The 26673-nt window shown below is 40.4% G+C and carries 19 protein-coding genes; 1 reads left to right on the forward strand and 18 read right to left on the reverse strand.

All coding sequences use genetic code 11. The features are described 5' to 3' along the window. Positions 1–40 precede the first annotated feature (40 nt). The 18 genes from BMY66_RS13685 to BMY66_RS13695 form a co-directional block, all read right to left on the reverse strand. On the reverse strand, positions 41–187 hold the full coding sequence (locus BMY66_RS13685; protein WP_177175569.1) for a hypothetical protein: 147 nt from the start codon (positions 185–187) through the stop codon (positions 41–43). 964 nt (positions 188–1151) lie between these two features. Beyond that, complete coding sequence (abc-f, locus tag BMY66_RS03700; RefSeq protein WP_090394163.1) at positions 1152–2681, reverse strand: ribosomal protection-like ABC-F family protein; 1530 nt, start codon at positions 2679–2681, stop codon at positions 1152–1154. Positions 2682–3136: 455 nt separating this feature from the next. Beyond that, positions 3137–3760: a Fic/DOC family protein gene (locus BMY66_RS03705; protein WP_026504805.1), complete on the reverse strand. Its 624-nt coding sequence runs from the start codon at positions 3758–3760 to the stop codon at positions 3137–3139. Further along, positions 3753–3929 carry a hypothetical protein gene (locus tag BMY66_RS03710; RefSeq protein WP_176757607.1) on the reverse strand — a complete coding sequence of 59 codons (177 nt, stop codon included), beginning with the start codon at positions 3927–3929 and terminating at the stop codon, positions 3753–3755. Before BMY66_RS03710 ends, BMY66_RS03705 begins: the two co-directional genes overlap by 8 nt. Before the next feature lie 302 nt (positions 3930–4231). After that, positions 4232–4978: an N-acetyltransferase gene (locus tag BMY66_RS03715; RefSeq protein ID WP_090394164.1), complete on the reverse strand. Its 747-nt coding sequence runs from the start codon at positions 4976–4978 to the stop codon at positions 4232–4234. Positions 4979–5036: 58 nt separating this feature from the next. Next, on the reverse strand, positions 5037–5840 hold the full coding sequence (locus BMY66_RS03720) for a MerR family transcriptional regulator (RefSeq protein WP_090394165.1): 804 nt from the start codon (positions 5838–5840) through the stop codon (positions 5037–5039). A 354-nt stretch (positions 5841–6194) separates the two neighbouring features. Continuing rightward, entirely contained in the window at positions 6195–8831 is a 2637-nt protein-coding gene (gene ppdK / locus BMY66_RS03725) for a pyruvate, phosphate dikinase (protein ID WP_074788889.1), read from the reverse strand. Positions 8832–9030: 199 nt separating this feature from the next. Beyond that, on the reverse strand, positions 9031–10383 hold the full coding sequence (gtfB, locus tag BMY66_RS03730) for an accessory Sec system glycosylation chaperone GtfB (RefSeq protein WP_090394166.1): 1353 nt from the start codon (positions 10381–10383) through the stop codon (positions 9031–9033). Next, positions 10356–11852 carry an accessory Sec system glycosyltransferase GtfA gene (gene gtfA, locus BMY66_RS03735; RefSeq protein WP_090394167.1) on the reverse strand — a complete coding sequence of 499 codons (1497 nt, stop codon included), beginning with the start codon at positions 11850–11852 and terminating at the stop codon, positions 10356–10358. The genes gtfB and gtfA overlap by 28 nt, the downstream gene beginning before the upstream one ends. Positions 11853–11876: 24 nt before the next feature. Next, on the reverse strand, positions 11877–14216 hold the full coding sequence (gene secA2 / locus BMY66_RS03740; protein WP_242941771.1) for an accessory Sec system translocase SecA2: 2340 nt from the start codon (positions 14214–14216) through the stop codon (positions 11877–11879). Beyond that, the gene (asp3, locus tag BMY66_RS03745; RefSeq protein ID WP_090394168.1) at positions 14216–14659 is read right to left on the reverse strand and encodes an accessory Sec system protein Asp3; all 444 of its coding nucleotides are present in this window, start codon (positions 14657–14659) and stop codon (positions 14216–14218) included. The genes secA2 and asp3 overlap by 1 nt, the downstream gene beginning before the upstream one ends. Then, on the reverse strand, positions 14660–16270 hold the full coding sequence (gene asp1 / locus BMY66_RS03750; protein ID WP_090394169.1) for an accessory Sec system protein Asp1: 1611 nt from the start codon (positions 16268–16270) through the stop codon (positions 14660–14662). It abuts the gene before it with no gap. Between the two features lie 12 nt (positions 16271–16282). Then, positions 16283–17428 carry a preprotein translocase subunit SecY gene (locus tag BMY66_RS03755; RefSeq protein WP_143064496.1) on the reverse strand — a complete coding sequence of 382 codons (1146 nt, stop codon included), beginning with the start codon at positions 17426–17428 and terminating at the stop codon, positions 16283–16285. A 160-nt stretch (positions 17429–17588) separates the two neighbouring features. Next, a complete protein-coding gene (locus tag BMY66_RS03760) occupies positions 17589–19748 on the reverse strand; it encodes a hypothetical protein (RefSeq protein WP_090394171.1) in 2160 nt (719 codons plus the stop codon). 147 nt (positions 19749–19895) lie between these two features. Beyond that, positions 19896–21389, reverse strand: a complete 1494-nt coding sequence (gene asp2, locus BMY66_RS03765) for an accessory Sec system protein Asp2 (RefSeq protein WP_090394172.1) — start codon at positions 21387–21389, stop codon at positions 19896–19898. 67 nt (positions 21390–21456) lie between these two features. Continuing rightward, positions 21457–22479, reverse strand: a complete 1023-nt coding sequence (locus BMY66_RS03770) for a hypothetical protein (RefSeq protein ID WP_044933739.1) — start codon at positions 22477–22479, stop codon at positions 21457–21459. Between the two features lie 102 nt (positions 22480–22581). Next, the gene (locus BMY66_RS13690; RefSeq protein WP_177175570.1) at positions 22582–24492 is read right to left on the reverse strand and encodes a hypothetical protein; all 1911 of its coding nucleotides are present in this window, start codon (positions 24490–24492) and stop codon (positions 22582–22584) included. A gap of 274 nt (positions 24493–24766) precedes the next feature. After that, positions 24767–25429, reverse strand: a complete 663-nt coding sequence (locus BMY66_RS13695; RefSeq protein WP_090394173.1) for a hypothetical protein — start codon at positions 25427–25429, stop codon at positions 24767–24769. On the opposite strand from BMY66_RS13695, the gene BMY66_RS03785 reads away from it, so the two are divergent. Further along, on the forward strand, positions 25428–26673 hold a 1246-nt coding region (locus tag BMY66_RS03785), incomplete at its 3' end, for a hypothetical protein (RefSeq protein WP_177175571.1). The genes BMY66_RS13695 and BMY66_RS03785 overlap by 2 nt on opposite strands.

Consider the following 26673-nt stretch of genomic DNA (forward strand, 5'->3'; position numbering starts at 1 on the left):
TCATCAGCGTAATGGTTATTATGCAGATATTATCTTGGAATTATTGAAGCTTGAATTCAAAAAACTTTCCAATATCAAACTTATCATTTCCTAGTAACAAGGCAGGTATCATACATAGCACACCAGCCAGTTCCATGAATCCGCCATGAATAATCATGATAATTGCTGCTATCTTATATTTTTTCATAGTTTTTCCTCGCCCCATAAACTCTAATTTGTATATTTCACTGCCTTTAATTATACAGAATCCTTAGTCGTCACGGAATACCAAATCGATATTCCTGATATTTAAGCAGTCCTGTTGCAATATTTTTATCAATCATACAGTTATATTTGTATTCTTTCAGAAAACAACTGTATCCGTTTCAAAAAATCTCTCCTAGTGTGTATTATTTCCACAAAATTGCTATACAGAATATTAATCATGAGTAGCAACACTCTGTCATATCGTCATAATGCTTTCAAAACTATTCCAACTAGGCATTTCCATACAGTTAAAAAATGTATCTTTTAAATAATAACTGTACGTCTTCAATCTGGCGTTCAAGAACCGCCACACAGCATCTTCTCAAGCAGTGCTAGAAGCAGTTTTTTAGCAGTAATGCATCCCGTATATCGATAATGCGTATTCAGGATGCATACTGCCAAATACTTTTTCATCCCAAATCTCAAAAACTTGCTTATGGGATGCATTAACTTAAACAATAGTCTCTATACATATGCATCCCCAAAAATCAAAAAACACCTACGGGATGAAAATCACTAAAATCAACTCAAATCATATGCATCCCAACAACACATAATTCTCCTCTGGGATGCATAATACAAAATTACAACTTATATGCATGCATCCCAAAACAACAAGTCCAACATTTGGGATGCATTTTATAGAGTTTAACTTGAATTTGACCGGAATTATCCCCAATAGTCCCCTCCAACAAACAGCCCACAATAACCAAAAAGGCCCAGCCCCGGCAAAAAGCCAAGGGGCTGAGCCCAATTATTTCATTTTATGCAACGCAGTGTAGTAATCTCAGATTACTTGTTAGCGATAGCTGCCTGTAGTGATGTGCTAACCTACGACTTTTTTCACTATATCTCACTTTCATAACTGTAAATCTTTTTCTCTTTTGAAAATAGTCATAACTAATTTATAACCTAATCACTTCTGTGGCAACCTTTTCCTGAAATCTGGCATCATGCTCCACGATTAGCATCGTAGGACAAGCATCAAGAATTAGCTTTTCAATCTGCATTCTAGAAAACACATCAATATAGTTTAAAGGTTCGTCCCAGATATAAAGATGCGCAGGTGTTATGAGGCTGGCTGCAATAAGGACCTTTTTCTTCTGTCCCTCAGAGAAGTCTTCCATGTTTTTACTGAACTGCTCTCTTTTGAAATCAAGCTGCCTTAAGATAGCTAAAAACAGACTTCTATCTAGGCCTCTGTACTGACAGAAATCTTCGATAGTTCCTTTCAAAAATGAGGTGTCCTGATTTATGTAGGATATTACCAGACCTGAACCCACATTTAGATTTCCATCTACTATTTCTAAGTTTCCAAAATCTCCAAAATCCTCATCGTTATTCTTCAAGATTGCTTTTATAATGCTTGATTTACCGCAGCCATTATGACCTGAGATTACAATTCTGTCCCCTTGTTTTATTTGAAAGGTCAGTTCTTTAAACAAGAGTGTTGAACCTTTATAAGAAAGTGAAAGCTTCTGCACATCCACCAGAATATTTTTATGATACTCCAATGGCATCACCTTCAAATCCACTACGTTTTCAATATCCTGAAGTAGTCCTTCCTTCTCTTCGATTTCGCGGTCTACTCTCTTTTCATAGGCCTTGACTCTCGCTTGCATCTTCTTGGTCTTAGCGCCAATATATGAGCGCGTTGAAATGCTTCTATCAGTTTCTTTTATGGGGTCAAAACCAATTTTTGAACCTTCGCTTTTATCTGCCCACCTGCCAGTTCTATCAGCTGCTGCTTTAAGCTTTCCGATTTCTTTTAGATGCTTCTCATTTTCAGCTTTAGCAAAAGCATCACTTTTCTCCTTATTTTCCCACCAGCTTGAGAAATTCCCCGACTGAACCTCTATTGTCCTTCTGTTCATTACCAATACATGGTCGCAAACAGCATCCAACAAATCTCTATCATGAGACACAAGGATAAATCCCTTCTTACTAGCCAGATAGTTTTTAACAATATCCCTAGCCACCTGATCCAGATGATTAGTGGGCTCATCAATGAGAAGAAACTCATTTTCCCCAGAAAACAGTACAGCAAGCATAACTCTGGTTCGCTCTCCGTGACTCAGGGTTTTGATTGGCCTATACAAACATTCAGCATCAATCTGAATCTGGTTCATCTGAACTAAAACCTGCCATTCTTCAATACCTGGCTTCCACTGGTCAAGCAACTCACTGGCTGTCTTTTCCACATCCTTTTGCGAGATTTTATAAGGGAAATAATCAAAGTATGTGCTGCTTGTAATACTCCCCTGATACTTGTAATCTCCCATTAAAAGTCTAAGCAGCGTAGTCTTTCCTTTTCCGTTACGCCCTATAAATCCTAGCTTCCAATTTGTATCTATGTTAAATGAAACATTTTCTAAAACATCATCTGCACTTCCCTCGTAGGAAAAAGTGAGATTGCTAACTTGTATTTGTGCCATAAATATCACCCCTCTACTAAAAATAAGCACAAAAAAATCTGCTCTATACCTAAAGCAGATTAACGTACATATTTGAAAATAACACTATTATCATGTAGAAATTTACTACATGGCAAAAGCTTCAAAATGAATACGATAATCTAATTAGGCATACACAAACAGAACCTTTTGGGCCCTAAAAACTTCATTTGCATTTACCGAATTAAACTATCTAATTATCATTCCTCCACCTTCGCTACAAATAGCGCCTTTCTTGAGTATAAATTCATAGTATCATCTTGATTTAAATTGTCAAGAGTATAGGCTTGTTTGTAAACGCTATTATAAAAGTTGACCAGTGAGGGTGCGGACAAAAACCTGGACCTAAAAAGGAGGAATCCTACTGATTAATTACTTGTTAGCAATTGCTGCCTGTGCTGGTGTGCTATCCTACGACACTTTTTGCAACGTTCACATTATTGCTCAGAAAGAGCATCATAAACAATTTTATATAAATACTCTTTTTTGCTAAAATCACTTCCATCAGAAAAGAATGCATTGTATGCAACAAGAGCAGTTCTAACATAGCCAGCATTTTCTTCAAAAAGCTTTCGATTAATCATTATTCCTTGTGCTTCAATAAATTGACAGCAAAAAGTTATTGTAGTTCGAGTATTTCCTTCTCTAAATGGATGAATTTTCCACAATGCCGCTAAAGAATCGCAGAATTGATTTGCTAATTCTTCATGATTAAATGCATCCCATTCTTTTTCTCTCATGTCTTTCAATACATGATGAATATCAGAAACAATATCAAACGGATCAGAATACTCTACAGATTGTCCACCTAAAACATCTTCCTCTTTATAAATCGAAATAGTTCGAGGCGAACCCGCCCAATCAAATATATCTTGAAAGATAACCTGATGCATCTTAAGAAAATGTTCCGTGTGATAATCTCCCGGCAATGGATTAATTGCTACATCTTTTAATCGATATACAACATAATCAGCCTCAGCTTCATCCAGCAATTCTTGAGATTTTATACCAAGAATATTTTTTAGTACAGGAACGTCCTCATAAAGATAAGGATCACGCATTTGTGGACTCCTTCATCTTATATTTCTTATCTAAAAAACGCTTTGCATCCTCCATTGTTACTTCACCACGTTTTTCTTTTTCTATGTATTCTTTAAAATCTTTAGTTGGCTCTAGACCGTCTACTTTAATCATACCTATTGCATAATTCCATGCGTCAGCATTAGTCATAATATCCGCCTCCTTTTCTATTATATTTTAACATATATCGGCATATATTTCGATTTATATCCGCGCAGTCTTTTCAATTAGTGTAGAAATACATTTTTACAGGCGAAAACTATTAAACCCGACGCAAATGCAACGTAAATTTTTACGCCGCATTTTCAAAACTTTAAATATATTTATTTTTTTGAAAGTAAAAAATGGCAGTTATCTTTCGATAACTGCCATTTGTAATGTTCATTATTCAATTAAGAGCTCGACAAACTGCCGATTTGTCGGTCTACATTGTATTCCGGTTAATACGAATATCACTTTCCTGTAAGTTTTAAGAATTTCTTATCGTTCATTTGCTCGTTTGTAACATACTCCCCATCATGGAACAACGCATAATTCGTGATCGGTGTCGGTGCATTCTGTGCTTCTTCTTTGCTTTCAAGATGTATTGCCTTGAATGCAATACCATTTTCTTTTGCCGTCTGCTCCAAAACTGGGACATATTTTGCATTGAACGGGCACTGATTCGTATAGTACAGAACATATCCCTTCTCTTCTATATGCGGATGTTTTGCACATTCCTTAAACACCGGAGCTTTTGCATTTTTATCAAACGGCATATACCAAAGCTGAATACCATTATCAGCTTCATCGCTCACGACAAATCCTTTGTACTTCAGAAACTTCGGATCAGCCAGAAACGGTTTCTTCTTTGAAGCGCAAAGAATACAAAGCCCTTTTTTCCCCTTTTCCTTACTATCCTCGATACAGGCAGTAAGTAGATCAGTAGAATATCCATGTCCTTTGAAAGCCCCGGACACCCAGAGACAGTTAATGTACATATATCCATCTGCCTCTATCGGAATCCATGCGTTTTCCGCCGGGATATATTCGATAAAGCACTTTCCGCGCTCTACGCTCTTTAGGAAAACAAGTCCTTCATCAAACCTCTCCAAGAGCCATGCCTTCTTAGAAGAAACCTGAGCATCCTTATTATTTGATATCGCGCAGCAAATATGCTCCTCTTCGAGGTTATCTTTTGTTACATAAACATATTCCATGACCGCTCCTTTCAATAATATGCCAAGGAACACTTAAGCTCCTTGGCATAGATAGTATTTACTCAACAGGGAAACAAGCTTCCGTTACATACTCATCAGGATTCTGTGTCTGTGCAGGACTCACATGATAGATATTAAACATAGGTCCATTCATTTTATATCCATTAGCTTTAATCCATGATGCCACAGTTGCATATGCCTCACCCATCTGATCGTAGCTGCCTTTAATAATACAACTTGCAACTTTTACTTCAGGAAGATTTTTAAACTTCACATGTTCCGTATCGTTATAAGAACCACTCACGGTCATCCACGCAATGATCTCAACATTTTCTTCCTTGTACTCGGGATCAAGAAACTCAGCCGCCGCAAGACACGGGTCGGCCGGCACAAGATTCTTGCACTCACTCATCATCGTATTCCAGAGCATTCCTTCATCCTCATAGTGAGGAACCACCATCTGAACAGTTGCAGCATATCTCTCCGGTATTGTTTTTACAATTACATCAAAACTCATATTCTGCTCCTTCCTCAGCCTCTTTCTGGCTGTTTCCAGAAGCATCAGTTTGTACTCCGTTTCTTTGGAAAGCTTTGAAAGCTCCTTCTGCCTCTCTGACAGAAAGGCATCCATCTTTTCTTTATCATCATAGCTGTCAAGGATCTTGATAATATCCGCAAGGGCAAAGCCCATATCCTTCAGTGATGTGATCCTTCCGATGGTAAAAAGCTGTTCCTCGCGATAATAGCGGTACCCGGTGAAATCATCTATTTCTGCCGGTTTCAAAAGTCCAATATCATCATAGTGACGTAACATCCTGATGCTTACTCTGGATAGTTTTGAAAATTCGCCTATTTTAAGCATTTGCTTCTACCTCCATGGATGTTTTTCTCTTGAGCTCACTACAACGATAATCCCTCACATAATGTGAGAGTCAATATACTTTTTTTAAATTTCATAAAATGTAAAACTGAAATATAATATGCCTCTAAAAATTGCGATTTGTTGATTTAACTTCCTCTAATTATACCTAATCCATTTTCTTATAGAAACACGGTTTTCAAATTTTACGGGGATTTTGCAAATTTCCATGTTTTCCCCGTAGAAATATTTAAAAATAGCCCTTTATTCCCGTACATCGTATTCCGTGCCCTCGCAAAAATAAAAGCCCTGCCCCTTTCGGGGCCGGGCCTAGTTTTTATAGTAATTTTAGAAGAATTACTTATTTGCTATAGCTGCCTGTGCTGCTGCAAGTCTAGCGATTGGTACTCTGAATGGAGAGCATGATACATAATCAAGACCAATCTTGTGGCAGAACTCTACTGAAGATGGATCTCCACCGTGCTCACCGCAGATACCTACGTGAAGCTTAGGATTTACTGGCTTACCAAGCTTGATAGCTGTCTCCATAAGCTTACCAACACCTGTCTGGTCAAGCTTAGCAAATGGATCGTTCTCGAAGATCTTTGTGTCATAGTAAGCATTTAAGAACTTACCAGCATCATCACGAGAGAAACCAAATGTCATCTGTGTAAGGTCGTTTGTACCGAAGCAGAAGAAGTCAGCTTCCTTAGCGATTTCGTCAGCTGTAAGAGCTGCACGTGGAATCTCGATCATTGTACCAACTTCGTACTCAAGCTTAGCGCCTGCTGCTGCGATTTCAGCATCAGCTGTCTCTACAACAACATCCTTAACATACTTAAGCTCCTTAACCTCACATACAAGTGGGATCATGATTTCAGGCTTAACATTCCAATCTGGATGAGCCTTCTGTACTTCAAGTGCTGCACGGATAACAGCCTTTGTCTGCATCTTAGCAATTGAAGGATATGTAACTGCAAGACGGCATCCTCTGTGACCCATCATTGGGTTGAACTCGTGGAGTGACTCGCAGATGTTTCTGATTTCCTCTACTGACTTGTTCTTAGCCTTTGCAAGCTTCTCGATATCAGCATCCTCTGTAGGAACGAATTCGTGAAGAGGTGGATCAAGGAATCTGATTGTAACTGGGCAACCCTCAAGTGCTTCGTAAAGAGCCTTGAAGTCTCCCTGCTGGTAAGGAAGAATCTTATCAAGAGCAACCTCTCTCTCTTCCTCTGTATCTGAGCAGATCATCTCGCGGAATGCTGCGATTCTGTCAGCTTCGAAGAACATATGCTCTGTACGGCAAAGACCGATACCTTCTGCACCAAGCTCTCTAGCCTTCTTAGCATCAGCTGGAGTATCTGCATTTGTTCTAACCTTAAGTGTTCTGAATTCGTCAGCCCAAGCCATTACACGACCGAACTCACCAGCGATTGTAGCATCAACTGTTGGGATGATACCAGCGTAGATGTTACCTGTTGTACCATCGATAGAAATTTCAGAACCCTCTGTAAATGTTGTGCCTGCAAGAGTGAACTTCTTGTTCTCCTCATCCATAGCGATGTCGCCGCAACCAGATACACAGCATGTACCCATACCACGAGCAACAACGGCAGCGTGTGATGTCATACCACCACGAACTGTAAGGATACCCTGAGCAGCCTTCATACCTGTGATATCTTCTGGAGATGTCTCAAGACGTACAAGAACTACCTTCTCTCCTCTAGCAGCCCAAGCTTCTGCATCGTCAGCTGTGAATACAACCTTACCACATGCAGCACCTGGAGATGCACCAAGACCCTTTCCAAGAGGTGTTGCAGCCTTAAGAGCAGCAGCCTCGAACTGTGGGTGAAGAAGTGTATCAAGGTTACGTGGGTCGATCATTGCTACAGCCTCTTCTGGAGTCTTGTGTCCTTCATCAACAAGATCACAAGCAATCTTAAGAGCAGCTGGAGCTGTTCTCTTACCGTTACGGCACTGGAGCATGTAAAGCTTCTTGTTCTCTACTGTGAACTCCATATCCTGCATATCATGGTAGTGATTCTCAAGAGTCTCACATACCTTGATGAACTCTGCGTATGCTTCTGGGAACTCCTTCTCCATCTGAGCGATTGGCATTGGTGTACGAACACCAGCAACTACGTCCTCGCCCTGTGCGTTGATAAGGAACTCACCCATAAGCTTATTCTCACCAGTAGCTGGGTCACGAGTGAATGCAACACCAGTACCTGACTCATTATTTAAGTTACCGAATACCATAGGCATTACGTTAACTGCTGTACCCCATGAGTAAGGGATGTCGTTGTCTCTTCTGTAAACGTTTGCACGTGGGTTATCCCATGAACGGAATACTGCTTCGATAGCAAGCTTTAACTGCTCTACTGGATCTGATGGGAAATCAGAACCGAGCTGATTCTTGTACTCAGCCTTGAACTGCTCAGCAAGCTCCTTAAGGTCTGCTGCTGAAAGCTCAACGTCAAACTTAACACCCTTCTTCTCCTTCATCTCATCGATGAGCTGCTCGAAGTACTTCTTACCTACTTCCATAACTACATCTGAGAACATCTGAATAAAACGTCTGTATGAATCATATACGAAACGCTCGAAAGCTGGATCTGGGTTACCAGCGATCATAGCTGCAACTACTTCATCATTAAGACCAAGGTTAAGGATTGTATCCATCATACCTGGCATAGATGCACGAGCACCTGAACGAACTGAAACTAAAAGTGGATTCTTAAGATCTCCGAACTTCTTGCCGTTGATCTCCTCCATTTTCTTAACACCTTCCATAGCCTGAGCCATGATTTCATCATTAATCTTGCGACCATCCTCATAGTACTGTGTACAAGCTTCTGTTGTGATTGTGAAGCCCTGTGGTACTGGAAGTCCAATGCTTGTCATTTCAGCAAGGTTTGCACCTTTTCCTCCTAAAAGATTGCGCATTGTCATGTCGCCTTCGCTAAACATGTAGACCCATTTGTTAGCCATTTCAAAATCCTCCTAACATATATATAACTTTTGATTTGTCTGTCTGTAAAAAACGGGGTTTTCAAACAGTCCGTTATTATTAAAACACAATTTAGACACCAATACAAACAAATTCGTTGTACAGTTAGTAGAAAATTAGGAGTGATTTTTGTGCATTTTTATCAAACGAGTAAGTTGTTTGAAACTTTGACTCAATTAGCTAAAATGTATAATCATCTACAGATGCATTCAAAGCATATCTTTGCTGGCTATAAACCGCGGTTTTAAGCTGATTTTCGTCTTTTAATAGACTTTTTATCCTTTCTGTCATTTTGAGATACTGTTTCGCCTCAAAACGATTTTCACGGGCTGTATACGTCAATCCGTGGGCAGTTTCGTTAAATGTCAGAATAAGCTGATTATGAAGAAATGCTTTTCTAGTTGCATCAACAATTTCTCCCTCACGATTGATATCGAGGAAGAAATCGCACTCCCAGAAAAGCCTATCCAATGTAGACATTTTCACATTTGGATACATCACCACATTGTCATATTTCTCATGTGCCAAAAGCTTTGCTGACATTTCTGTAATCGCTGTAACATGGAACTTCATCTCAGGCAAAGCCTCCACCAGTTCCTTCAGCTTTTCAACATTTTCTGTATTTGTACAAATAAGGGCAGATGGTCTACCCATGTTTTTCTTCTTAAATGAATAGATATAGCCAAGCTCATCCATCTTGTCCTCAGGGGCATTAAGCATTCTGAGGCGCTCATAGGATGGGTGATTCTGCACTATTACTCTCTTACATCTGTTAGCCTTACCATCGAAAATCAAAAGCATATTGCCTGGAATTGCATCATGGGTTGCCTCCTGCCAGAACAATATATCTTCCCTTCCATCTGATAAAGGTGGCAAAGCATTTGATACAAAAAATGGAACCGACAAAGAGTTAAAGAATATTCTGTGATTCTCAAGCCCTAAGGATTTCAAATAGTAAACCACAAATTCTGTGCGATTTTTGAAGAACAGTGACTGATCATCAATATTTAAAATGATGTCTCCTGTAACAAAGTTTTCAACAATGATTTCCTGGCCATTACCATTAAAATATGACTTGCTTACCTTCTGTGACTTTTTATTAAAGATAGTTCTAGCGTAAAGCATGCCAAATTTATTATAGTGGTCGCTGGCTCTGACTTTGCCATCCTCATCAAGCCAATCCACCACCTTAACAAACCTTTTATTCTTAGGTTCAGCGTAAAAGATTCTGCCTCTCTCCTTCGCTTTGTCGTGAATGCTTCCACTGGTATTGTTACCACTGATTTGCCAATACTTTGGCACCTGAATCTGGTTGAAGTAAAGAGGCTTTTTAGGACAGCCTTCCACCTTCTTAAAATCTCCAAGGAAGTGTTCAAAAACATTTTCCACCCCATCAGGCAAAAAGCCATCATCATTGATTGTGACCGCCTTCACCTCATAATCTGCATTCTGAAATGAGAAAAGCAAATCCTGGCTACCCATATTAAAATAGTCGAACAACAAAACTATGTCGTTTCTATTAGTTTTTTCCATTTTGCCTCCACTTCACTTGCAAGATATTTCTTGGCCTTTGAATAAGAATGCTTATGCATCTTTTCCAAATCCTCTTCTGTAAACAATTTACAAATTGCATCAACCATGGCCTTCTGTCTGCGGCCCTTTTCCATTCCTATGGCATAAGGCAGCTTGTAGCCATTCTTTCCCTGGTCGATGAAATTCTGATTGCCATAACGCACATCAAAACCGATGATTGGCAAGCCAGAACCAATAGCCTCCATCAGTGTAAGTCCAAAGCCTTCACTAGTAGACGCTGATAAATATGCTTCGTACTTTGTATATACATCTGTCAGGTCATGCTGTCCCATCAATCGTATATACGAATCAGCTCCCAGAGACTTTATCTTTTCCTTCAAATCCTTTTCAGCAGCACCTTTGCCGTAGATATCTAAAGAGATATCAGGCACCCTATCATGTGCAGCTGCCACTGCATCTATCATCCAATCAACGTGCTTTTCAGTGGCAAGGCGTGATGCTGTAATTAAAGAATGCGGCTTTCTCTCACCTGCTGGATATTTAAGCTCAGTAAGAGCGCCCACCGGAATGGTTACAATATTAGGCTTGGCCCCACAGTACTTATCAAACTGCTGCAGCAACAGCTTTCGCTGGTCTTCCGTAGCAGTGATGTAGAAATCTATTTCATCATGCATCGAGAAGGAATACTCATAGTAATTGTTCCACAAGATATAATCATCATCCGTAGCCCCTTCGCTAAAATGATCTGCGTGAATGACAATTCCAACCTTTGCATCTCCAACATTTTCAAGAATAGCCTGGCCCTGGCCGGTGGTTCTATCGATTATTACAATATCATCGCTGGTAAGCCCAAGCTTGCTTGTCATATAACCTACAAGCTCTTCCTTTGAACATATTAATTTATCTGGGAATTTGTACATGACATTGTCATCATCATTGATTTCCTCGTAAGCAAGGCTACCATCCTGATTGAAGAATCGTCTGTGATACAGATGTGCCTTGCCATCAAGTGGAGCATAGTATTCCGAGAACACACGCTTAGACATATAATAGTCCTTGCGCACCAAACAACCTCTGGAAACCATTTCCACACGATGAACGAAATCCTCCTCCGTATTTACGAAGTAGACTCTGTAGAAATTATTATCCCCCTCAAAAATCAGCTTTCCTATTTTGCCATCCCGCTCGTAGGAAAAAGCTTTATCTCCAAGTGTCCCTTTCAAATCATCCAAGGTATAGGTAACAGGGCCCGGCTTAAAATCCGTAAAAAAGGTGTATAACCAAATAATCTCATCATCCTCAAAACCAATATTTCTGGTCATGTCGATAAGATTGTCCTTGGAAAACATATCTGAAAATATAAACTTTGCCTCAGCCCCTATGTTACGAAGTACCTTTGCTCTGTAGCTTTGAGCATACTCCACCCCTGAGCTGGCCCATCCTATTCCTAGATTAAAGTTGTAAATCATATATGCCCCTTTTCTGCCAAACTTTTATGGAAGTATGATGTGTAATCGGTTCTTTTTATCCATGCTCACTTCCGAAAGCAATACATTTCTGATGATATTTCGCTTGATGGAGTTTTCCATTTTTCTAAATGATTCCAAAGCCTCCGCATGATACTCAAACATAAGATTTCGCTGAGCACTGCTTCGTCCTGAAACCGCAGCCTGCAACTGCTGCAAATAGTCAACCTGCTCAATCCAAGCCTCATCAATTGCAGATAAAGCTGAAACTCTAACGAAGTCATTCATGGCACTTTCTGAGTCAATAGATGCCTTCTTTTCCTCAAGTGACTGCTCCACTCTTGCCATGATATATGCCTTCACTCTGTTTCTGTTTTTAAGATTGAGATAGCCCGAATCCTTCTCCATTCTGTAGGAGATGTTATCCAGCAAATAACGATTCAGGGTGGTTACATCCAACTCCTTATTCTCCTTCAAAAACAGATCAACATTGTCCTCTGCAATACGAAGGAGACGTTCCTTCTCAACAGTACCGCCGTCAAGCAACATATCTCTGGTGTCGTACATCAGCTTACGTTCCAATTGAAGTACTACATCGTAGTCCTTTGAAGTCTTTCTATTTGTACTGCCAAGCTCTTCATTTATCTTTTGAGCGTTATTAACAATTCGCTTAATTTTTCTATCGCTTATACGTTTTGTTCCGTCGATGTATTTCTGAATCTTCTCCAGGTCAGTACCCTTTTCAACAATATCATCCTCCAAAGATACGATGAACCTGCTGTATCCAGGATCCCCCTGTCTTCCGGAACGACCTCTTGCCTGGCGCTCATCGCGGATGTTAAGCATTCGACCTACACCAATAACAGCAAGGCCTCCCAGTTCCTTTACACCTGGTCCAAGCTTGATATCCGTACCACGTCCTGCCATGGATGTGGCAACTGTCATAGCTCCCATCTGGCCAGCTTCTTTGATAATATCAGCCTCCCAGAATGCGTTGTTGGCATTGAGCACTGAATGTGGTAAGCCCTTTTCTACCAGTAAATGCGAAATGATTTCAGTATCTGCAATCATGGTTGTAACAATAAGAACCGGCTGGCCTGTATCATGCTTTTTGACAGCCAGACGAATGGCAGCCTCGAACTGCTTTTTCGAATCGCTGAAATACCAATCCGGACAATCCACTCGCTGAATTGGGTTGTTGGTAGGAATAACTACTACCTGCTTGCCATAAACATCATATAACTCGTCCTTTGCATCGTAGATAGTTCCGCTCATGCCCGACATCTTTGGGAACATTGAGAAGAAATTCTGATATGTTATGGATGCCATGGAACGGTTTTCCTGTGAAAGCTCCAAGCGCTCCTTGCACTCAATAGCCTGATGCTGACCACCACGAAGCTTTACGCCCTTTAAGGTACGTCCTGAGCTGGCGTCGATAAGGGCAACTTCACCATTTTCAGATATCATGTACTCTGTGCCCTTTTCGATAATCTTGTGGGCGCGAAGTGCCAATACCAAATGACGATATATTTCGAAATACTCTGGAGCAAAAATATTGTCGATTCCAAAGTACTCTTCTGCATATTCAAGTCCCTTTTCTGTGAACCATACATTTTTCTCTTCTACTTCGTAGTCCTCATTTTCCTTCAAAGTACGCACGAAGAAATCTGCCGATTCATATAGGTTGGACTGAACACGTGGGGCACCTGAAATAACAAGCGGTGTGCTGGCACTGTCTAGAAGTACTGAATCAGCTTCATCAATAATTATGAAATTGAATGGACGTAAGAATCTATCGCTGGCAGACTTTACCAGATTGTTGATAAGGTAATCAAAACCAAGAGCAGAGTGTGTCGTATATACGATATCTGCTTTGTAAATTTCCTTTTTTTCGTCGTTTTCGAATCTATCATCCTCATCACGCTTTACACCTGCCATAACAGAAAGGCCCATGAATCGATATGCTGGTCCCATCTCCTCTGCATCTCGCAAAGCCAGGTATTCATTGTTTGTAACAAGGATTGCCCCTTCTCCTGTAAGACCATTTAGATACATAGGTAAAGTGGCTGTAAGTGTCTTGCCCTCTCCTGTGTTCATCTCTGCCAGATAGCCCTGATGTAAGGCCACGCCTGCCATAATCTGCACATCGAAAGGATACATTCCAAGAACTCGCTTGTCGGCTTCGCACATGGCAGCAAAAGCCTCTGGCAAAATCTTGTCCAGGGACTCTCCCTTCTCATAGCGCTCCTTGAAGGATGCAGTCAGCCCAGACAATTGCTGATCTGTAAGCTGCTCCATCTGCTCCTTGTATGCCTTTACCTTTTTCAGTTCTTTTCGTAGCTTATTTACAAGCTTTCTAGTTTTCACTATCGCTCTACCTCAATCTCTTCAATGGTAATTGAATGATATGTAAATTCCGTCATACCTGCATTTATCAGCTGCATTCTGTAGCTGTAGGTTTTAAGTGGGCATGAAAACTCTGCCTCTGTTCCTCTCACAGTAAAGTCTCCTGCCTCTCTTTCGTACCTATCCAGGAAAACCAAACGCACCAAATAGCCTCCTCCTGTAGGTGTATTGACGTTGATTTTTATGCGGTAATGACTCTCACCATCAATTATAGGAAGTGATGGTTCGATACGCTGTGCCTGATAGTTGGTCAGAGAATACCACTCCTTTATAACTGTTCCTGGTGGCATCAGTTCATTTTCAAAATGTACGTAATTTTTCGCTTTATAATCTATTTGCGAACCATACAGATAAGTATCTGAACTGTATTCGTTCCAATAGATTGTCCAACTTGCCTTTTCCATTTATTTCTCCAAACCTGCAATTACACTCTTCCATTTCTCAAGAAGATGCTTTGTAGTAAACTTCTGTCCTATATCGTACGAATAAACCTTTGCCTGATTCCAGTTGAAAAGACTTCCAAGGAAATAATCCAATGCAACAGGTATTCTATCAATCTCCGTCATGACAAATCCGTTGTAGCCATTTTGCATATACTGTGTTTCGCGTCTGACTATCTGAGGGATGGCTGAACTGATACAGTTAATCTGTAGGAACAAATCAGGATTGTGGCGCATATCAAGCATGATACGTTGCTCGCGAATACACTTGCTGACTGAAAGCTCATCCACACACTGCTCCACAAAGAATCTGATAGGAACTTCCTCCTGCTCCTCAGCTTCCATTTCTTCATTTTCAGCAGTGTCATCCTCTTCCTCATGGATTACCATGCGTCTGTCAAAACCAGCCTCTTCCAAAATCTCTGCAATCTTATTAAGCAGCTTCTCTGGCAAATCGTAGGTGGCATTTCTTGTGAAGATGCTGATTACGGCATTTTCATTCATCTGCAAATACTTGGCCAAAGCAATCATCATTTCCCTAAAACGTTCCTCTGGCAAGCCATCTACAGGTACAAGAACCTTTTGAACCATCAGCTTTTCACTGATACCAAAATCCATACGTGAATCGTAAGGAGAAATATCTGTGATATTAGTGATTTCTTCTTCCATCTCTCGCTTCAAATAACGAGTGGTTGCCTCAGAATCCGTGATGATGTATCCTGCCCTTTTTACAAGTGGTCTGGAATCCAAATGATCCTTTATGCGATATCTATCTCCGTAGAAAGATAGGATACATTTTTTTCTGCCTATGATATTCTGTGCTGCCAGATAGTTTAACTCGTGCATGGCAATACAGAAAACATCATCTCCATTATCATCCTCAATATGTGCTTCAAGCACTTCCAGGATTACATCAGTAAGACTCATGTAGATTGTCTCTTTGAAAGTCCTGGTCTCTGTTGTGTCATCAGATTTAAAAACCTGATAGGTGTTGCAACTGGCATTGATTTCCACCGCACCTGTTTCAGCATACACACGAAGCTTTGTAACACCAGCCTCCGTCAGATAATCGGTGTAGAGCATGCGTCCATTATCATAAACCTCCGTAGATGAAACGAAACCTCTGTCATCATAGATGTTACGACGGCTAAGCACCTCTTTCTTGTACATACTAACCTGAATAGGGTTGCCTGCTTCGCCGAAATCTATCTGGGCGTACTTGGTATTATGCAGATATGCAATTACAACAAATGGGGTATATACGAATTCGATTCCTTCTGGCCAATCCAGATTATGAAATGAAAAAACCGCTGCCTTCTTTTTCTTAACCTCCTGAATGGCATCAAAACAAGACCAGTATGGAGCATGAAAAACTCCCTGGCGATGTAAGAAATGTCTGAAGTTTGGAGCATGACTCAAAAGAAGAATCTTAAAATCACGCATACCACTACGATAAAACATCTGAACCTGTTTTACCGTATCATCAAACTCTGTGTGCATTCTTCGCGTGTGCCAACTCTGCTCAGACTCTCTCCACTCATTCTGTTGATACCAAGCTGGAATAAAATAAAGCATCGCAATTACCTCTTATAGGAAAGGCACGTAAGCATCGTAATCTCTTACTGCCCTAAGTTCTCGATATAAGTTACAGTTGATACTTGCCAGCGCAATAAGAATAGATGGCAAACTGATAACTGTTGATTCTACATAACCTCTTAAATGAAGCACCAATGGGATAATAATGAAAAATCCCATAAACATTGCTGAGAAAAAAGCAATCCAAAATACTCTTATAGAAATGAATCTTCGTGTATTTTTACCAGATTTGAGACCTGTGATACTGTCTCCTGCTTTTTGCAAAGATTCTGTAAGATTCTTTGGACTGATAAATACGAATGAGAAAATTATCGTAATTACGTATAGCACTACCGTATATACAGCAATTCCAAGAGTATGTGCTGTATCCATGTTTTCGTATACCCACTGTAAGTTTTTGTCATTAGGGAACAGCATACTAAGTCCCATAGACACGTACACTGGTAGCATGAAAAACGCAGTAGAAAACATAACCGGCATCATTCCGATTGGATTTAGCTTGATTGGGATATAGTTTTTATCAGAATAAATATTGTGAATAGATATTCTTTGCATAGGAATACGGTATTCACTGTTTTCAAATATGATTGTGCATATCACTGCCAAAAATCCAATTCCACCAATAACATGCATTTCCCACAGGCCGGAATTCTTGACTGTGTGAACCACACTATCCAGGATATTTACATAAATAAGAACTGTCTGACCACCTATACCGTATTTACCATTTCGAGTGGCAAGCCATAAAATCACAAAAGCTCCTGTCACCATCTGAAATCCAGATATGATTTTTGCAATGATAAGCTGAAGCCCACCATCAAAAACATAAATTGTGGAATTAACAGTAAGATATGCCTGAACGCTAGCCCATACAAACATCAAAATAAGAGTTGCCATGGTGATTTTTTTAGGAGAAGTGTGTGCCTTTGAATCAGCACGTTTAACAGCAACTATTACCTGAACAAAGAGCATGGAAAACATAAAAGGAGAAATACCAAGGGCCAATAAGCTGGTTTTGTATCTATCTCCTCCGATTGTTTCCATGATAAGATCTCCAGAAGTATTCTGGAATGCTTTGTAAGCTTCTAAATCAACTCCATATAAAGGAAGCTCTCTACCAACAAGGTAAACTCCCATTATTATGAAGGTAAATATTAATTTTTGAATAAGTGTTTTGGGAAAAAATTTTTGTCTCAACTGATTATCCTCCCCCCATTATGCATTTTTATTTTACTACACTGAAAGTAGAAAAAATAGAGGCAACCTTTCGGTTGCCTCCAACTATTAGAAAAGTGTCTTAGTTATTTTCTTTCTCTTTTTCCTTTTCTTTTTTAACCTTATCGTATGTTACCTTTCCGGTAATAAGAGCAATAATCCACCACCAGAAACCTTTTCTTGCAAGACTTTCATCTTCTGTGACTGTAATGCCCTTAGCAACATCATCATCTGCGATTTCTGTTACTTCAGTTTCCGCCTCATTTACAGCCTCGATTGTACGGCCTTCTACGATTAACTCGCGGCCACCTGTCACTTCTTCGCCACCAACTGTGTCGTCATTTACAACACCAAGTGGAACTCTTGCATCATCGATAGGTGTGATTGCCTGGTTTGCAATAGCACCTGCTGCCGGCATAACTGTCTGTGCAGAAGCTGCTGGTGCTGCTGTAGATGCAGATGCTACAGGAGCAGATACTGTTGCTGCAACTGCTGCTGACTCACTTGCTGATGCGCTTGTGCTAGCTGCAGTAGAAGCTTCCTCGCTTGCCGCTGTTGAAGCCTGCTCACTTGCCTGATTAGATGCTAACTCACTAGCTTCTGTAGATGCCTGTTGGCTTGCTGCTGTGCTTGCTGCGCTCTCAGATGTGCTTGTGCTGTTAGAAAGACTTTCTGCAGTCTTTGTGCTGTTAGCAGCATACTCTGACCATGCACTATCAAGCTCATTAGAACGAGCTACATACTCGTCTACCATTGACTGGTATCCCTCAACCTGTGAACCAGTAGATGCAATTGCTGCTGATAACGATAACATCTCTGATGCTAATTCAGATCGCTCATCGATCTGGTTATTCATGAATGCGTAGCCATAGTAATCTTTGCCTTTATAATGTCCGTTTTCATCTGCCTCCATAGAATAGCTCTGTCTTGTGATTTTGAATGTCTTTTCATTACCATCATCATCAGTAAATGTATATGAAAACAGATTGCCGCCCGCTCTTATGCCATTGTCTTGTAAAAACTTCTCAACAATATTGATTCCTGAAACATAAGGAGAATAATTCTCTATAGAAATACCTCTTGGAATTGTAATACCTGCAGCAACATCTTCTTCAGAAAGCTCAGACCATCTAAAGAGACTTTCTCCTCTAGCATTAGCTGTTACATAATCATAATATTCCTCATGAACCTGTCCATCAGTTCCTAAATAAATTGTACAGAAATGCTTTTTATCATATCCATCCGGTGTGTAATATTTAATCTGTGCGCTATCAATATAATTAGGATCAGCTTTTCCGTCAATTACAAGGTTATATTTAATCATTGTAATTGCAAGAGGTCTGCCAGCGTGTTCAAAATAATCAGTATCTAAGCTCTTGTTCTTAGCAGCTAATGCTTCTCTCTTTGCTTTTTCAATCGCCTGAGCATCTTTAACATCTTGCTCTAATTTATCAAGCTTTGCAATGTTGTAGTTCTTAGATGCATATTCTTCTGATGTTGTAGTCATTGTCTCTGAATAGCTTTCATACTCAGATTCTGCCTCTGATACTGAAGTAGAAAGTTTCTCAGATGTAGATGATAATTCACTTTCAACTGTAGAAAGTGATGCTCCTGACTCAGAAATCTGTTCCTCCGTATATACGGTAGCTGCCTCTGCTGTATCAGAAAGGCTAGCATCAGTTTCTGCATCAGTTTCTGCATCATTTGTTAATTCAGTTGCAAGAGGAGCTGCCTTTCTCATAGCTTTAAGCTCAACCTTGTTTTCAGTTAACTCATTTTCATCGATTGTTTCATCTCTATAAGCCCCTCTAAGAATGGTGAATACATCGTTATTTGTATCCTCAGCTGGAGCCACAGGAGTTTCTTCTGCTGGAGTAACTGGTGTCTCAACTGGAGCCTCCTCTACTGGAGCTGCTGGTGTCTCAACTGGAGCTTCCTCTACTGGTGTAGTAGGTGTCTCTTCCACTGCTGCTGGTGCCTCTGCTGCTGGTGTCTCTGCTACTGGCGCTGTCGCAACCTCTACTGCAGCTGGTGCTGGAGCTTCTACAACCTGCTCTGTTGCTGCTGGGACCTGTGCCTCTACTGTCTGTTGTGTCTGTGGTGTAGTATCAACAACGATTTCAGCTGCCTCTTCTTCCATAGCATATACTAAATCGGCATCGCCAAGTAAAGCTGCTCCACCTACTGAAGCACCTGTAATGGCTACTCCTTTTAATAAACTTCTTACTTTCTTTTCACCCATTTTTCATTCCTCTCTTTCACAAATTCCTATTCATTTATTTGTATATATTTTATCGGTAAATTGTGAACTTTTTTTGCTCCCCTAAGGCCGATTATTGCCATATTTTCACACTTCTTGCCAGTTCACAGAATGTTCAAACTGCAAGAATTATCTGTCAAAATCTTCCTTCAAAACACGCTCATATTGCCCCTTGAACCAGGCACCAATTCCAGCGGTATTATCATTGTGGCGACCATGTAATCCTTTACCATAAACCTGCACACCTGCCGAATTCAATTCTGTGATTAGCCTGTTGTAGGCAGTTGAATCATAGTCATCTTCTATCATATAAGAAACAATAAACTTGGTATGACCGAAGTCGGTGTTTCTTATCTTATTCCATAATCTCTCATTAAGTCTTTCAATTGCTTCCTTATCTGTTCCTCCACCATATCGCTTTAGGATATCCAGTGAAGTAGGAAATCCCTTTGGTCGCTTCAGTGTCTCATTAGCAGCAATATCTCCAAGGCTAGCCAATGGCTTTCCCAGAATAAGTGCATGAGGCCTCATGTTGCAACCATAATATAATGAGCCAATTGTTCCCATGGAAATTCCAGAAAGGATTAGCTGATCCGGATAGAATCCCAGCTTATTTAGATGCTCGTCAATTATCTTAACCATCAGTGCTTCAAACTCTGGGCTTCCCATGTAAAATCCGCCACCTTCAAAGCGCTGCTCTGCAATCAGCAAAAATGGACATCCCATTTTTCGCATCATGTAGTATCCTTCAAAACCTTCCTGAGTTTTATATCCTGAGAAATAAACTGCAAGGGGTGGCTTGAAATCACCTGGATCAAAATAAGAAAATATCTCCTCTCGCTCAGATGTGACATATCGCTTGCCACCTACTAAAAATGCTCCTAAATCCCATCTAGATACTCGGTCGTGTAAAGCTATAATATTCAGCCTTCCCTGACCTGCTGCACGAAGTGATACAAACAGCTGGCCATCACCATTTCGACCTTCAATAAGGACAGGTTCTTTTAATTCTTCTTCGCTAAATGTCCAGGAATCTCGAACGTCAGATAGAGAGCCTGGCACAAACTGAGTAATTGATAATGCTATTTCTACAGTGTCATCCTTCTCGTACTCTAGCCAAAATTCCAATCCTTGGTCTTTTACTATTGGAATATTATTCTTCCAGAACGCAACCTGGGTAAACTGGTTGCCGTAATCACCTTCCAATTCAACAGCGTACTGACCATTCCATCTAATGGTGCCCTTGAAACCTTGAGCTACGCCAACATTCTCTGGCTTAAACTTCTCTCCATAAGGATGTGGGAAATATTTCTTCGTCTCGTTTGTCAGGAAGTCCTGTATATCCTCCACTGCCAAGTTATTAGCCATTCTTCGGTTGAACAATCTCGTAGTAGGTCTATTAAGCTTGAAATCACCAACTATGAAAACGCAGTATGACATTGACATCTGGCGAACTATCTCTGCCTCTTCATCATCCAGATTTCTTTCAACTACAACAATTTCATAAATATCCTTTTTCTTTTCAATTGTTCCACCTGCAAAGATAATCTTTACATTGTCCGGACATTTATATTTAGTTGCCCAGCTTGCTGTACCTATCTGTAAAATCCTAATCTTATCCATGTAAATTTAAGCCCTTCGTGCAAAATAAAAGCCCAGCAAGCATTACTACGAGCTGGGCCTATAAATCTTAATTATCTCTTTCCTCTATTTTCAATCCAAGTGGCTTATCCAAAAGTGAAAGGATACTAGCAACTGGAACAATATAGAGTGCTTTAACTGCTACCTTGAATGAATCAAGATTCTCCCCCTGTAGTGCTACCACTATTATTGCACAAATTACTACTCCAAGCCAAATACATAAATCAGCAACATTTTCATTCATAACAACCTTGATGATAATTGCAATTACAAGTACCGCAATTGCGATAGTCCAAGGTGTTGCAAGAACTAGCTTTAGTCCTTCGCCAAATGAACCAATATTGCTCATGTTGTATGAAACTACATTCTGTAAAAATGCTGCTCCATTTTTGAAATACCATAAATATAATCCCATTGGAACTGCTACAGTTATCCAACCTTCAATTGTTGAAAACCAGAATGTTCTATATCCTTTTCCATCTATTCCATCAACCTTGAATTTGATTGCAAAGAACAGAATTAATATTGCCCAGAAGAATGCATATCCTGGTTGAAGGAAAATAACTAATCCTAAATCAATAGCAAGTAAGTATGTGTGATGTGAAAGCATACCGCTCTTTAGCTGGCGTGCCACATGGTAGCATGTCAAAGACATTACGAAGAATAATATCTCTTCTGCACCAGCATGAGTAAGTGCACCCCATTCGAAAATTGCTATTGCCGCTGCTGCAACCCAGGCGAAAATATTAGATGTATAAAGCTTTGCTGTCTTATATAAGAATAATATAGACACAAAATTGAGAGCTGTCTCCATGATGAACTGAACCAAATGAGTGTCTGTTGGTAAATAACCAAGTCCAAAGAACTCATATACAACTGGTCCGTAGTGACCATCCAATTCAACATATGCTAGATATCCTTCTCTTACTGAGTACGCAATATTAAGAATCTCTTCCTGCACCTCAGTAAAGGCGTTTGCAATCCATGGATTAAATGGACTTGATATTGCAACGATTCCAGTGATTACTACAATCGCAAGGAATTCTAAGCATCTTTTTAGATTTTTGTTCATATATTACCTCCTGCGCATAATATAAAGAGTGGAAAATGTCTGACATCTTCCACTCTCATATTATAGTTCACTTTCTAGTTACATTCCACACACTTTTGTGAATTATTTCTCATTATTTATTTCTTTAGCCAATCTTCGCTTCTTATCATATGATACTAAAGCTGAAATGCCAGTGATGATAATGAGAATCCAATACCACCAAATTCTTCCTGCGCCAAGGTCCGCAAGACCTTTAGCTGTTTCTTCATCAGCAATTGAAACTGTATCTACTTCTGTATCATTAGCAGGAGCTTCCACTACTTCTTCAACAACTGCTGCCTCTTCAACAGTATCTGCTACTTCTTCAAGACCGCCAGCGAGAGGAACAAGTCCATCATCGATTATTACTGGAAGTACTGTCTGAGCAAATGTAGGAACTATTGGAAGTATAGGTGTTGTAGCTGTAACGTATGTTGGAACATATACACCAGGTACTATAGGAGTTTCTGGCGCGCCACCTGTAGGTTCCGTAGGCTCTTCTGGAGTAGGAGTTGGTTCAGGCTGTGGTGTTGGTTCAGGCTGAGGTTCTGGTTCTGGCTGTGGCTCTGGCTCAGGCTGAGGCTCTGGTTCTGGCTCTGGCTCTGGCTGAGGCTCTGGTTCTGGCTGTGGCTCTGGCTCAGGCTCTGGTTCTGGCTCTGGCTCTGGTGTTGGATCTGGTTCTGGCTGTGGCTCTGGTGTTGGGTCTGGTTCTGGCTGTGGCTCTGGTTCTGGCTGTGGCTCTGGTTCTGGTGTTGGTGTTGGATTTGGATCTGGAATAATTGGTTTATCAAAGTTAATTGTTACATCTGTGCCTGTAATCTGTGTTCCAAGATATTGTAAATCATACTTCTTCGTAAATTTATAAATATTATTTCCTTCCGCATATCCTATAACTTTGATTGGATGATATGTTCCATCACCGCCTGTATATAACTCAGGTGTGCTAACAGTATCACCATCAATAACTATGCTTCGCCATACTGTTCCGTCCCAAATGCACCATGAATAATTATTTCCAATATTCCACATTCCTAAATATGCTTTTGTAGGATCAGCTAAGCAAGCCAATGGTAATTTATCTCTCTTCTGGATCTCATATCCATCTGGATAAATCCATAAATCTGGCTCTGCGGCTGTTTCATATCCATAATAGCTCTTGTAATGTTTATTTCCTTCAAATTTATTTACTGTATCTATCAAACCTTCAGGTGTATCTGTGGCATGAGCTAAGTCTTCTCTTTCCTTATCATCCATTGTGAATGTGTAGTCAACACCATATTCTAAACCAGCCACCTTACCATGGAATTGATTAGGATTTAAATTTTCTTCTGTCACAGTTACTACAGTTGCTATTTCTACTTGATTAAATACTATTGTTCCATTCTCATCTACACCACCGTATGTATAATATACTGTATTATTTTCAGCATCTGTTACCGCATATACGGTATTACCATCAGTAGTATCTGTTGTTACTGTAGAACCTTCAAAGTATGCTCCTAACAGATTTGTAGCTGAACCTGTAATATCTGCTCCTTCTCCTGCATCTCTGATTTCATTTCCATATGTAACTACTGGGTCTTCTTCATTGTCTTCATCTTCTGCTGGTGTTTCTGCTGGCGCTGGAGCCATCATTCTGAGTTGCATAGGAGCTACTGCTAATTCAGGTCTTGCTGCCATCTCTTCTTCTGGAAGTTCTTCTGCTTCTGCCTCAGCCTCTGCCAATTCTTCTTCCTGCTCATCTACTGGTAACTCTGCTGCAGGTTCTTCTGTTGCAGGCTCTTCTACTGTAGGCTCCTCTGTAGGTGTTTCCTCTGCTGGTGCTTCTTCCACTGGAGACTCTTCTGCTTCTGCCTGTTCTTCTGCTGGTGCCTCACCTTCTACTGCTGCATAAGCTATAGTTGCATCATTAAATGCATAAGCTCCTCCTAAGGAAGAACCTGTTATAGCTGCTGCAAGTAATAAGCTTCTAACCTTCATATTTCTCTTTGTCATAATATCCATCTCCTTTCGTGGAATCTCCAATACATCTTTCCGGTTCCGTCCGGGATTTAACATTATTCTCTGTAACGTTCTTGATTTTGTAATGTCATACTACGGGGAAATTGTGAACGAGTAGTGTTTTTTCAGAGCTGTTCTTGCCACTCGCTGTATGATATTGCCACGCACACAAAAAAATCACATATATTGTGTTTTATATGTGAAATACCACACAGTGACCACAATATATGTGACTTTATTCTCATTTGTATACAATTTGTAACTTTAATTACTTGTCTGTATCTTCAACTTCCTTTTCAACAATGTTTCTCTTATCCTTAGCAACCTTTCCTGATATTGCTGTGATAATGATAAGGATCCAATACCACCAAACTCTTCCACCTAAACCGCTCTTTGTGATAGAAAGTGGTGTCTCCTCATCCTGGATTGTTGTGTACTCATCCTCAAACTCTGATGCTAAATCATCTGTTGAGTCTAATCTTACAGCAAGTGGTACCTGCTGTTCTTCGATTGTTGTCTCTGCTCCACCAATCTCATTGAATGATGAAACTGTGCTTGTAGATGAAGCATTTGTTGAAACTTCATTATATGAAGAAGTTGCTGTTTCTGTTGTTGTAGTAGCAGTGCCGTTTGTCTCGCTTGCTGAAGCAGGAGTGCTTGTTCCACCATTTCCAGTGTTGTCATTTGCTGTGCTTGCAGCTGCAGATGCGCTTGCTGACTCTGATGCACTTATGCTTGCTGATGTGCTTGCACTTGTTGATGCACTCTCGCTTGCTGAGATGCTTGCGCTTGTTGATGCACTCTCGCTTGCCGATGTACTTGCACTTGTCGATGCACTTGTGCTTGCTGATGCACTATTGCTCAAGCTTGCTCTCTCTGAAGCACTAAGGCTCATGCTCTCTGACAAGCTAAGGCTAACTGAAAGTGACATGCTTGCACTCTCTGAGAGTGAAATACTCTCTGATGTTGAAACACTTGTTGAAAGGCTCTCTGATGTAGAGGCACTCTCACTAAGCGAAGCGCTTGTTGAAAGGCTTTCTGATGTTGAGGCACTCTCACTAAGTGAAGCACTTGTTGAAAGGCTTTCTGATGTTGAGGCACTCTCACTAAGCGAAGTACTTATGCTTGCTGACTCAGACAAGCTTGCTGATGTGCTTAATGACTCACTTAATGATGTTGAATCACTCAAGCTTGTTGAAGTACTTACACTCTCTGATACTGAGTCGCTTAAACTTGTCGAAGTGCTTTCACTCTCTGATACTGAGTTGCTCAAGCTTGTTGAGGCACTTTCACTTGCTGAAATACTTGCGCTTGTTGATGCACTTTCACTTGCTGATAAGCTCTCACTTACAGAAGCACTTATAGATTCTGAAGCACTTGTGCTTGCTGATAGGCTTTCACTCACTGATTCAGAAATACTCAAGCTTGCTGATACACTCTCACTAATTGAGATGCTTGTACTTGTGCTTGCTGATTCACTCTGGCTAAGTGATGCACTTGTTGACTCACTTAAGCTTACTGATGTGCTATCACTAAGTGATGTACTTGTTGACTCACTTAAGCTTACTGATGTGCTATCACTAAGTGATGCACTCGTTAACTCGCTCAGGCTTGCCGATGTAGATGCACTGTCTGAAGCGCTTGTACTTGCTGATGTGCTTGCACTTGTTGAAGCGCTTGTACTAGCTGATGTGCTTGCACTTGTTGATGCACTCTCGCTAGCTGATGTAGATGCACTTTCTGATGCACTTGTACTAGCTGATGTAGATGCACTTTCTGATGCACTTGTGCTTGCTGATTCACTATTACTTATTGAAGTACTCTCACTCGCTGATGTACTTGCACTTGTTGACTCACTATTGCTAAGTGATGTGCTTGCTGACTCACTCAAGCTTACTGATGTGCTATCACTGAGTGATGTGCTTGTTGACTCGCTCAGGCTTGCTGATGTGCTATCACTGAGTGATGTACTTGTTGATTCACTTAAACTTGTTGATGTGCTATCACTAAGCGATGTACTTGTACTCTCTGATACTGAGTTACTTAAGCTTGTTGATGTACTTACACTTGCTGATTCACTTGTACTAGCTGATGTACTTGCACTTGTGGATGCACTCTCACTTGCTGATGTAGATGCACTGTCTGATGCGCTTGTACTTGTTGATGTGCTTGCAC

Source organism: Pseudobutyrivibrio sp. C4, from assembly GCF_900111635.1.
Classification (GTDB): Bacteria; Bacillota; Clostridia; order Lachnospirales; family Lachnospiraceae; genus Pseudobutyrivibrio; species Pseudobutyrivibrio ruminis.